This is a genomic window from Ancylomarina salipaludis (assembly GCF_004122035.1).
Lineage (GTDB): Bacteria > Bacteroidota > Bacteroidia > Bacteroidales > Marinifilaceae > Ancylomarina > Ancylomarina salipaludis.
In genome coordinates this window covers 1-11,683 of record NZ_SAXA01000021.1, presented here as the reverse complement: position 1 = coordinate 11,683, position 11,683 = coordinate 1, and the positions used below count along the sequence as shown (strand labels likewise).

The 11,683-nt window shown below is 39.4% G+C and carries 9 protein-coding genes and 2 rRNA genes; 7 read left to right on the top strand and 4 right to left on the bottom strand.

Going from position 1 to position 11,683, the window contains the following annotated elements; translation table 11 throughout:
* The first annotated feature begins 303 nt into the window (after positions 1-303).
* Positions 304-1,710 (top strand): aspartate ammonia-lyase, encoded by a 1,407-nt coding sequence (aspA, locus tag EO244_RS15815; RefSeq protein ID WP_129255660.1) that lies wholly within the window; start codon positions 304-306, stop codon positions 1,708-1,710.
* Positions 1,711-1,887: 177 nt separating this feature from the next.
* Here the strand turns inward: aspA and EO244_RS15810 are convergent, their stop codons facing one another.
* Positions 1,888-2,493, bottom strand: coding sequence for a hypothetical protein (locus EO244_RS15810; RefSeq protein WP_129255659.1), 606 nt, complete (start codon positions 2,491-2,493; stop codon positions 1,888-1,890).
* A gap of 331 nt (positions 2,494-2,824) precedes the next feature.
* Positions 2,825-3,394, bottom strand: a complete 570-nt coding sequence (locus EO244_RS15805; RefSeq protein WP_129255658.1) for an SH3 domain-containing protein — start codon at positions 3,392-3,394, stop codon at positions 2,825-2,827.
* Positions 3,395-5,151: 1,757 nt separating this feature from the next.
* Between EO244_RS15805 and pstS the strand changes: the two genes are divergently transcribed.
* From pstS to EO244_RS15775, 6 genes are all read left to right on the top strand, one after another.
* Positions 5,152-6,216 carry a phosphate ABC transporter substrate-binding protein PstS gene (pstS, locus tag EO244_RS15800; protein ID WP_129255657.1) on the top strand — a complete coding sequence of 355 codons (1,065 nt, stop codon included), beginning with the start codon at positions 5,152-5,154 and terminating at the stop codon, positions 6,214-6,216.
* A gap of 189 nt (positions 6,217-6,405) precedes the next feature.
* Positions 6,406-7,260: a phosphate ABC transporter permease subunit PstC gene (gene pstC / locus EO244_RS15795; protein WP_129255656.1), complete on the top strand. Its 855-nt coding sequence runs from the start codon at positions 6,406-6,408 to the stop codon at positions 7,258-7,260.
* A 5-nt stretch (positions 7,261-7,265) separates the two neighbouring features.
* A complete protein-coding gene (pstA, locus tag EO244_RS15790) occupies positions 7,266-8,159 on the top strand; it encodes a phosphate ABC transporter permease PstA (protein WP_129255655.1) in 894 nt (297 codons plus the stop codon).
* The gene (gene pstB, locus EO244_RS15785) at positions 8,141-8,947 is read left to right on the top strand and encodes a phosphate ABC transporter ATP-binding protein PstB (RefSeq protein WP_129255654.1); all 807 of its coding nucleotides are present in this window, start codon (positions 8,141-8,143) and stop codon (positions 8,945-8,947) included. The genes pstA and pstB overlap by 19 nt, the downstream gene beginning before the upstream one ends.
* A gap of 44 nt (positions 8,948-8,991) precedes the next feature.
* Positions 8,992-9,681: a phosphate signaling complex protein PhoU gene (gene phoU, locus EO244_RS15780; protein WP_129255653.1), complete on the top strand. Its 690-nt coding sequence runs from the start codon at positions 8,992-8,994 to the stop codon at positions 9,679-9,681.
* Positions 9,682-9,905: 224 nt separating this feature from the next.
* Complete coding sequence (locus tag EO244_RS15775; protein ID WP_129255652.1) at positions 9,906-11,207, top strand: M18 family aminopeptidase; 1,302 nt, start codon at positions 9,906-9,908, stop codon at positions 11,205-11,207.
* Positions 11,208-11,346: 139 nt separating this feature from the next.
* On the opposite strand, the gene rrf (EO244_RS15770) is transcribed toward EO244_RS15775, so the two are convergent.
* Both rrf (EO244_RS15770) and rrf (EO244_RS15765) read right to left on the bottom strand, forming a co-directional pair.
* A 5S ribosomal RNA gene (rrf, locus tag EO244_RS15770) occupies positions 11,347-11,457 on the bottom strand.
* Between the two features lie 119 nt (positions 11,458-11,576).
* Positions 11,577-11,683 (bottom strand): 5S ribosomal RNA (gene rrf, locus EO244_RS15765); the annotation flags it as partial.

Below are 11,683 nucleotides of genomic sequence, written 5' to 3'. Positions count from 1 at the left end.
TCTTTTTTATATGACTCATAAACAAAGTCCTCATAATTGAGTAGTGAAATATTTCACCCCTAAACAGGCGATAATGAGTTTTATTTTAAGTCGAACAGCATATCACTTTTGGTACGGCATATTGTGACTTAATCTATTTTTGAACCGAAATAAAACAGCAAATCTGAGCTTAAGAATTCTTACAAATAAAAGCCTCCTCAACAATCCCATTCACAACTTTGTGATGGATCAATTTAAAAGGGACAGAATAACAAAGGATAAAGCAATCAGATAGATTAAATAATAATTAAAGGAATTTCTTCGATGAAAACAAGACAAGAACACGATCTATTGGGTTACAAAGAGGTACCAGCTGATGCATATTATGGTATTCAAACCCTCCGTGCCGTTGAGAACTTTGATATCTGTGGTGTAAAACTTAGCTTCTATCCCCTGTTTATTGATGCTTTGGCAATGGTAAAAATGGCTTCGGCAAAAGCAAACAACGAATTGGGATTGCTTTCTGACGAACTAACTAAAGTTATCGTACAAGCGGGTGAAGAAGTGCTTTCCGGCGAATATTACGACCAGTTTCCTGTTGACATGATTCAGGGGGGTGCGGGTACATCAACCAATATGAATGCCAACGAAGTAATTGCCAACCGTGCGTTGGAATTAATGGGATTCGAAAAAGGAGAATACGAACACTGTCACCCAAACAACCATATCAACCTTTCGCAATCAACAAACGATGCTTATCCTACTGCTATCAAGATTGCATTAATCAATCACAACACACGTCTTGTTGAGGTGTTGAAAAACCTGGTTGAATCTTTCCGTGCTAAGGGTAAAGAATTTGCTCACGTTATTAAAATGGGTCGTACGCAACTACAGGATGCGGTACCAATGACACTGGGACAAGAATTCGAAGCCTATGCAGTCAACCTTGAAGAAGAAATTGCACGTTTGAATCAAAATGCACAATTGTTCCGCGAAGTGAACATGGGTGCTACTGCTATCGGAACAGGTATCAACTCTGAGCCTGAATACTCTGAAAAAGTAGTAAGACACTTGCAACAAATTACCAACCTGGATATTGTATTGGCAGGTAACCTGATTGAGGCAACGCCTGACACCGGTTCATACGTGATGTACTCTTCAGCTTTGAAACGTTTGGCTATCAAATTATCTAAAATTTGTAACGACCTTCGTTTGATGTCTGCAGGTCCACGTTGTGGATTGAATGAAATCAACCTGCCTAAAATGCAGCCAGGTTCTTCAATCATGCCGGGTAAAGTAAACCCTGTTATTCCAGAGGTGGTTAACCAGGTTGCTTTCAAAGTGATTGGTAACGATTTAACCGTAACTTTTGCTGCTGAAGCCGGACAATTACAACTGAATGTGATGGAGCCTGTATTGGTAAGATCCATTTTGGAATCAATGGAAATGCTTGAAAAAGCAATGGACGTGCTAAAAGACAAATGTATCACTGGTATTACTGCCAACGAGGAAGTTTGCCGTGCGATGGTACTAAATAGTATCGGTATTGTAACTGCTCTGAACCCAACTTTGGGTTACGAAGCTTCTTCAGCTTTGGCAAAGGAAGCCCTTGCAGATAACCGCAGCGTTTACGATTTGGTTTTGGAGAAAAACCTATTAACCAAAGAAATGTTGGACGAATTGCTACAACCTGAAAGAATGATCAAACCTCAAAAGTTTGTGAAAAAATAATATCAAAACTGATGGCACGGTCCTGACCCGTGCCACAGCAAACTTACCTTTCATGAGTGTAAGACGGCAAGTGCGCTGTTTTAGAATTGAGCTTAATTCTAAAACATGTGGCTTGCCGTTCTTCGTTTGATGCTTCAATGCCCCTTTACACACTCCGGTAAACAGGGTTTCAATAAATTATTTGTTTACTGCAGCATATTCTTCAATCTCTTTCAAGCCTCGGTTAAGAGCACCATTTAATAAACCAGCTGCCGATTTAGCAAATCTAACATCGTTATCCGTTTCCGATACAGCTATTGTTCCCACTATCCTTTGATGGTAGATTTTTTGACCGCTATTAATATCATAAACTACGATTATAAGCTCAGATGTACTAGAGCTCTTTTTATCCGGAGGTAACAACATTAATGAACTGACTTCATCTTTAATTATTGAAGCTTTCACATTAAGAATAAAATCGTAGTCTGTAGTCTTTTGTAATAACTGCAAAGTCTCTTCCGAAATCTCAAACTGAAACCGATCCGGAGTGATATAGTCGAACCAAACATTACCTACAAGGTCAATTGAGTCAACTCCCATTTTCTGAAATCCCTGCACGATCCTATCTCCATAATAATGCTTGTCTGCTAATGACAAACGATTACCTACCGAATTCACTAACCATTTGCCTGTTCTCAAATCCAATCCCTTGGGAGACTCATAAACTATGGAATACTTGGGAAGGGCACAAGAGAAAATAAGAAGGCTTAAAGCTATAAAGCCAAATAATTGTATTCTTTTCATTTTAAAATAATGTTTTTGTATTGTAAGAAACGACAGCCCAATCACCCATGCTATAAACGCTCCGGAATTTGTGAAAATAATAATGATACGAACTATTGCCAGATCCTCAAATAATTCACCGCACTTCGTTTGAACTAATGGCGCTATGTAACGTAGGCACCTTAGTTGATTGATGGTTTAAATTTTATAAAAAGGAAAAGTAGCCATTTTAGGAGTACATTTAACTATAACAATTCTAAAATGGTTACCTTACCGTTGCTCATTAAAAGCACAAAACCTTCGAAAACACGCTACCCGCCTAAGGATATAGCGTATGTTATGGGCTGTTTTGTTACTTCCTTTTTATGTATGTTTTATTCCCATTGGAATTTATGTAATATCTACCTCCTCTTGGACCCGTATGGATGGTTCTATAACTTGATCCACCTGTTGAATATGATTTAGTATTCTTCGTTTTGAAAGGTTTTACTTGTCGCTTAGATGTTTTTTTTACTAAAACCATCTCACTAGTCTCTTTTATCAATACATCATTAAGATATCCTATTTGATCGTTATATGAGATTTTCCAATAACTGTCACCAACATATTCTAATACTTTTACAACCTTCTTTTTAGGGATTAATTCTATAACTTGTCCATTTAATTCAGGTGTTGACTTAAATCTTGAAATAGTAGTAGTTGTTGAATTGCATACAAACTTATTTGCATTAATGGATTGAAGACCGATTTGTTCTATTCTTAGTTCAATTTCTTTAACTTTTGAATTGGTCTCAGCTAAATCTTTCTCTAATACTTCTTTGTGTTTGTTTAGTTTTGTTAATTGTGTCTTTAACTCTTCACATTCCTGAGAAAATCCATTGAGTCCTAAGCATAGTAAAATTAAAAATAATATGTTTTTCATAATTCATTTGGTTAATGTAGATAGCATTCTGAAAATCAACGTTTCAAACAAGCGTAACTATTATACTTACGATTCGTCGTTATTGCAAGATTTCGATTCATAATTCTTATTAAAATTGCCCATAACATATATATAATATCAATCTTAATGTTATATCACTTTCATTGTGACCACACCAAGGTAGAAAATCCAAACCGGGATTCATCCTGTCAAGTTTGTCAAGTTCAGAATGGTCATTTCCTCAAAGCAAGTCCGGTGGCCTAAAATGCTATTTGACCAATCTCCCTAAAGAAAAACTGAATTTCAACGACTTCCCTTTAGGGAATTTAAGGGTAAAAGGCGTTGAAGTATCTCAAATTCTTTCTGGCTCCCTTCAATTTAGATTTGCTGGATTTCACAAACCGCCTCCCCCTCGCGCACTCGGGTACTCCTCCTTAAACAAGGAGGAGAAATAAATTGTCATCGTGTTGTCTCATTTGCAGTTTACCACAGTCCTTAACGAGAGACCCAATTTCAACGGCTTCCCTTTAGGGAATTTAAGGGTAAAAGGCGTTGAAATGAATCTGATTCTCGGGAATAATAAATACGATGACTCACCCCCAGTCATACCCTGACATTTACAGCTTGCCTATAGTCAGAGCATGACATGCACCAGGAGATTGTTTCATTTGCAGTTTGCCACAGTCCTTAAAGAGAGACCGAGTTTCAACGACTTCCCTTTAGGGAATTTAAGGGTAAAAGGCGTTGAAGTATCTCAGATTCTCGGGAATAATAAATACAATAAGTCACCCCCAGTCATACCCTGACATTTACAGCTTGCCTATAGTCAGAGCATGACATGCACAAAGGGATTGTCTCATTTGCAGTTTGTCACAGTCCTTGAAGAAAGACCGAGTTTCAACGACTTCCCTTTAGGGAATTTAAGGGTAAAAGGCGTTGAAGTGAATCTGATTCTCGGGAATAATAAATACGATGAGTCACCCCCAGTCATACCCTGACATTTACAGCTTCCCTATAGTCAGAGCATGACATGCACCAGGAGATTGTTTCATTTGCAGCTTGCAAGAGCTTCGTGCCCATGGGATCGGCTCACTTGCAGCTTGCAAGAGCTTCGCGCCCGTGGGATTGTGTCGTTTGCAGCTTGCAAAGGCTTCGTGCCCGTGGGATCGTCTCGTTTGTAGCTTGCAAAGGCTTCGTGCCCATGGGATCGGCTCATTTGCAGCTTGCAAGAGCTTCGTGCCCGTGGGATCGTCTCGTTTGCAGCTTGCAAATACTTCGTGCCCGTGGGATTGTGTCGTTTGCAGCCTGCAAGGGCTTCGCGCCCGTGGGATCGGCTCGTTTGCAGCTTGCAAAGGCTTCGTGCCCGTAGGATCGGTTCATTTGCAGCTTGCCAATAGTCAAAGCCTGACCTATGGCGAATTTTTGTTGCAAGTCCGGGTTTTATCAGCACTCATAAATAATTTACAAACCATCTCTCCTTGTAAAAACGGACACTTCTCCTTTATAAAACAGAGAAACCAATAAGTCTGATAATCTGTGAAATAATCATGAATTTCAGGGACTAAAAACCCCATTTCGAAACCTTATCTTAACATTGATGGGTGTAATTCTAATGTTTTATTAATATTCGTTTTAAACTGACTTAATGCTACAGTCGTAAACTTGCAATATGATTTTGAGGTCATAACAATTAATAAACAAAAATCTGAAACTCAAAATCGAATACGAAACGAACAACTATATAAAAAAATAATAGAATGAAAAAGATTCAAGTACTACTAGTAGCGATCATTTCACTTGCCCTGATAACATCATGTGGCAACTCAGGGAAAAAAAATGCTGAAGCAGGAAAAGCAAAGGCTATTACAGGAGCCGGAGCCACATTTCCACAACCATTTTACAACACCATTTTTAAAGCCTACACAAAATCGAAAGGCCTTTTGGTAACTTACGGTGGAATTGGCTCAGGCGGAGGTATTCGCAGCTTGAAAGATAAAATCGTTGATTTTGGAGCAACTGATGCTTTCTTATCAGATAAAAAACTTTCTGAAATGCCTGGCGATGTTTTGCATATCCCTTCATGTTTGGGAGCTGTAGTTGCGGCTTACAACATCCCTGGAAAACCCGAATTGAAATTCACTCCTGAGTTGATGGAAGGTATTTTTATGGGAAAAATAACCAAGTGGAACGATGCTAAAATTGCTCAGGTTAATCCGGGCGTTAATCTTCCTGACCTGGCTATTACAGTGGTATACCGTTCAGACGGAAGTGGAACCACTTTCATCTTTAGTGATTATATGAGCAAAGTAAGCTCTGAATGGAAAGAAAAAATCGGAGCAGGCAAAGCACTTCAGTGGCCTGTTGGTATTGCAGCAAAAGGAAATCCTGGTGTAGCCGGAACAATCAGTGCAACTGAAGGAGCTATCGGGTATATCGGATCAGAATATGCATTTGCTCAAGGTATTCCAATGGCTAGTATTCAAAATCAGGCTGGTAACTTTATTAAGCCTTCAGTAGAATCAGTAAGTGCTTCGGCAGCTGGCGACATTCCTGATGATACACGAGTAACATTAACCAACACAACAGCCGAGCAAGGTTACCCTATTTCAAGTTTCACCTGGTTGATCCTATACAAAGAACAGGCTTACAACGGACGAAGCAAAGATCAGGCAATGCAAACCAAACAGCTTTTGAAATGGGTGATTGGACAGGAAGCACAATTGCAAACAAGCAAAGTGCACTATGCACCTCTACCTGAAAAGGCAGTATTAAAAGCCAACAGAATTTTAGATGTGATTACCTATAACGGTCGCGGATTATAAAACACAAACCTTATCGGGGTGCCTGGGCAGAGATCTATGTTTTTCTATTGTAAGGTTCACAAAACACTTTGCTCAGGCACTCTTTTCTTATCTCAAAGCAACAGGCTTAGAGAATATCAACCATCAGTTGATTATGGGTCTTGATAACAAAAGACCTTTCTGTATTTCAACTGATTGACAGCATCGCAAATGAAAAGTGAAAAACTATTTCAATATTTTTTAAAATCGGGAGGTATCCTAATCCTAATGATGGCTATCGGAATAGTAGCCACCTTAATTATGGGTTCAATACCTACTTTCAAAGAATTTGGCTTCAAATTTATTTTCTCTTCGAACTGGAATCCTACAGAAGGACGGGAAAGTTACGGGGCGCTTCCCTTTATTATTGGCACAATCCTTACATCGGTACTGGCCTTAATCATGACGTTTCCTTTTGCCTTTTCAATCGCCTTATTCCTTGGCGAATATTTTAAAGAAGGTCGAATGGCTTCCATCCTAAAATCGATGATTGACCTGCTTGCAGGTATTCCATCGGTTGTTTATGGTTTGTGGGGTTTTTACACCATCAAGCCCTGGATTGTCGAACTGGGATTAAATGCGCAAGGCTTTGGTATTTTCACATCATCGCTGGTATTGGCCATCATGATTATTCCTTATGCCTCGTCGCTGAGTGCTGAAGTAATCAATATGGTGCCTGCTAATTTAAAAGAAGCGGCATACTCCCTGGGAGCAACCCGTTTCGAAGTGGTGAAAAATGTGATTATCCCCAATGCCGGATCAGGAATTTTTGCCGGATACATTCTGGCCTTTGGGCGGGCTATTGGCGAAACAATGGCCGTAACCATGCTGATTGGAAACTCCAATCAAATTCCAAGCAATCTGTTCGATCTGGGAAACACCATGGCCAGTTTAATTGCAAACCAGTTTGGCGAAGCCGAAGGGCTAAAGTATACCTCACTTGTGGCAATGGGACTCTTACTCTTTATCATTACAGGTATCCTTAACCTGGCAGGCAAGATGATTATGAAAAAAATTACAGCTTAAAACACATGAATAGTTCAAATTCAATATCGAAACAAAAACTCAAATGGCGAATCTTCAACGATAAACTATTTAGTATTGTCATGATGACCCTGGCTTTTGTTTCGGCTCTGCCTTTGTTATCCATTCTTTTTCAACTCGTGAAAAAAGGATACAAACAAATCCGCTTAAATTTTTTCATTGAAGTTGCCCCGGACACCATGCAAGCCATGATGGCCAAGGCCAATCACGAAATTATTCCGGGTGGTATTGCAAACGGTATTGTGGGAACACTCATTATAGTGGGACTCGCATCGCTTATCGCCATTCCTCTGGGTTTAATTTGTGGTATTTATTTATCGGAAACAAGCAAAGGAAAAATGGCGAATGCTGTTCGATTGGTTGTGGATATGCTACAAGGAATCCCATCTATTGTATTGGGGGTTATAGCCTACATCTGGATTGTGAAACCCGTAACCTCAGGTTTCTCAGCTCTGGCCGGTAGCGTTGCTCTGTCAATCATGATGCTCCCTTCAATTATCCGATCGACTGAAGAAACTCTTAAGATGATCCCGTCCACCTTAAAGGAAGCGGCCTTGTCATTGGGTGTACCCTATCACCGAACCATATTTAAAGTATTACTACCTACCGGAATGAGTGGTATTAGTACCGGAATTATACTCGGAATATCACGTATTGCAGGGGAAACAGCGCCACTTATGCTGACCGCTTTGGGTAGCTCGGCAATTAATTTGGATATCACACAACCCAGTAGTGCCATCCCTTTACTTGTTTGGGAGTTTTATAACGATCCCAACCTGATCGATTTGATATGGGGGGCCTCTTTAATTTTACTACTTATAATTTTTCTTTTAAATCTTGGAGCTAAAGCAATTGTCAAAAAATGGAAAGTACAATACTAAATACAAAGAACGACCGAATCATCAAAATTGATTCGCCACTTCTAAACATCGATCAGCTTTCAGTTTCATACGGAGGCGATAAGTATTCGATTGATAAGGTTTCTGCAGGCATTCAAAAAAATAAAATCACAGCTATCATGGGCCCTTCGGGGTGTGGTAAAAGTACCTTATTAAGGGCTATCAACCGAATGCACGAACTTTATCCTGATACGCATCACAAAGGTTCAATCACCCTTGATGGTGAAGATATTTATAAAATTAATCCGATTGAGTTAAGACGAAAAATTGGGATGGTTTTTCAACGCCCCAACCCGTTTCCAACCATGAGTATTTACGACAATGTAATTGCCGCCTATATCTTAAACGGAATTAAACTAAAGCGATCGGAAAAAGATCAGATTGTTGAAAAATCATTACGCGAAGTAGGGCTTTGGGACGAAACCAAAGATGCCCTGCACAAAAGAGGAACTTTTCTATCCGGTGGTCAGCAACAACGCTTGTGTATTGCAAGAGCATTGGCCTATGCCCCTGAGGTGATTCTATTGGATGAACCCACTTCAGCATTGGACCCAATCGCCACTGCCAAAATAGAAGACTTGCTTGTCGAACTTAAAAAGAAATATACCATTGTTTTAGTCACACACAATATGGCACAGGCTGCCCGTATTTCAGATTACTCAATGTTTATGTATATTGGAGAATTGGTAGAATATGGTAAAACCAAAAATATGTTTACAACACCAAAGGATGAGCGTACCGAAGCTTACCTGACAGGTAAATTCGGTTGATTTATCAGTCCTTAAAAAAAACATCAACATTAAAACAATCAATCATGTCGATAAAAAAAGATAAAAAATTCGAAGGCATCAATAAAGATTTCCATAAGATGAAATCGATCCTCTATCAACAATTCGATACATTGGAGGATGTCATTCTGGAAGGGTTGGAAACAATATCGGAAAAAGCCCTTGAGCAATTTTCAAAAAATGAAAAGAGTTTGGATCAGCTTGAATTAAAAATGAGCCATAATATCATTCAAACAATCGGTCTGCAACAACCCATGGCCAGTGAACTCCGTCAGCTTATCTCCTACTTAAGAATGTTAGGTGATATGGAGCGAATTGGAGATCAACTGAATAATATTCTGCATTTCTTCAAGGAATTAAACCCAAAGCAGTTGCCCGAAAATCAAAAAGAATCGATACATAGTATGTATGACATGAGTTTGATTATGGTGAGAAAAGCTTTGGATTCTTTCGAAAATGAAGACCATGAAACAGCAATCTGGACGATTAAAAATGATGAAGTCGTTGATGATATGCAACGAAAACTGATCAGTCGTATGCTTCGAAAAAGCACGCCGCCTAACGTAGCCCTCCAGGATGTGACCAATATTCTCAATTTTGGCAGCATTTTAAACAGCATCGAACGTATTGCTGATAATGCGACAAATATTGCTGAAGCTTCAATTTATTACCAGGATGGTACTGATCTGCGTCATAAAGACCTTAAGGAAGACTAAACCGAAGGTAAACTGATATGATCAATAAGCTTAATAGCGTCTTATTCTAGAGAATAAGGCGCTATTCGCATTTAATGAGCCTAACGACAGTCGAAAATAAAGCTCTGAATAAACCCAGTCAGATTAAAAGCAAAACAGTTTATTATTTGTAATAATTGATTTAGTTTTGAATTTCAAATAGAACAAACAGAAATCCTTAACACTTATACCAATAAACCAATATTATGAATCAGGAAAAACAACAAGCTCAGGAACTGATCGATTTCATACATCGCAGCCCGAGTACATACCATGCCGTTAATAATATTAGAGAAGAATTAACCGAAGCAGGTTTCGAGGAATTGGATCTTCGCGAAGAATGGTCAATCAATAAAGGCGGCAAATACTTTACCGGGAAAAATGGCTCAGCTATTTTCGCCTTCACCATTGGAGAAGGCGAAATTGAAGAGGAAGGTTTTCAGTTGATCTGCGCACACAGCGATGCACCGGGATTTAAGATCAAACCCAATCCGGAAATCACCGTTGAAGACAATTACATTAAATTGAATACCGAAGTTTATGGAGCGCCAATCCTGAGTACCTGGATGGATCGTCCCTTATCAATTGCAGGTCGTGTTTGCGTAGAATCAAACGATCCGCTAAATCCGGAACAGCTGTTTGTAAAAATCGACCGTCCACTAATGGTCATCCCAAATCTGGCGATTCATCTAAATCGTGAAGTGAACGAAGGGGTTGCTCTAAACAAGCAAAAAGATATGCTGCCTCTGCTTGCGATGATTACCGATGAGATGGAAAAAGATAATTGCCTGATCAATTTAATTGCTGATGAATTAAAAATAGATGCACAATCGATTATTGATTTTGATGTGACCTTATACGAAGTTGAAAAAGGAAGTATCTTTGGATTAAACGAGGAATTTATCTCATCTCCAAAGTTAGATGATCTAGCCATGGCTTATGCAGGTCTGAAAGCCTTACTGGCATCAACAAACAGTAAAAAAACAAAACTGCTGGCTATCTTCGACAACGAAGAAGTGGGTAGCGAAACCAAACAAGGCGCCGGATCTCCTGTATTGCGTCACCTCTTACAGCGCATCGTTTACAAGCTGGGAAAAAATATGGAAGATTTTCAAAGAGCGATTTATAATTCTTTCATGATCTCTGCGGATATGGCCCATGCTGTGCATCCAAATATTTCGGAGAAACACGATCCAAGCAACCGTCCATTCATCAACAAAGGACCTGTGATCAAAATTCATGCAAATCAGAAATACACCACTGATGGCGATTCGGGAACAGTTTTCGAAACACTTTGTAAGAATGCCGAGGTGCCATATCAAAAGTTTGTAAACCGTTCGGATCTTGTTGGAGGCAGTACTCTAGGTAATGTTTCAACGGGACAAATCGATATCCGCACAGTAGATATAGGAAACCCAATGTTTGCGATGCATTCGGTACGCGAAACCGCTGGAGTAAAAGACAATGTTTATATTCAGAAGGTATTCAGCTATTTCTTCAGTTTATAAGCCCAATAAACTTAGCACAATCATATCAGGCACTACTTCATTCATTCGATTTAGTGCCTTTCTTTTGATAAAAGGTCAATCCTCAGAAATAAGTGCATAAAAAAAGCGTCTTACTCCATTATGGAATAAGACGCTTAAAAATTGGCATCGACCTACTCTCCCACCTTCCGGCAGTACCATCGGCGCTAATAGGCTTAACTTCTCTGTTCGGGATGGGAAGAGGTGGAACCCTATTGCTATAGATACCTGAAATTGTCATCAACACCAGGGTTGATTTATATTTTATATTCTCAAAAAGAACCGAACTCAATTCGAGATTTGTGTTAGCTAAAAAAAGCGTCTTACTCCTTTTGGAATAAGACGCTTAAAAGTTGGCATCGACCTACTCTCCCACCACTTGGCAGTACCATCGGCGCTAATGGGCTTAACTTCTCTGTTCGGGATGGGAAGAGGTGGAACCCCATTGCTATAGATAC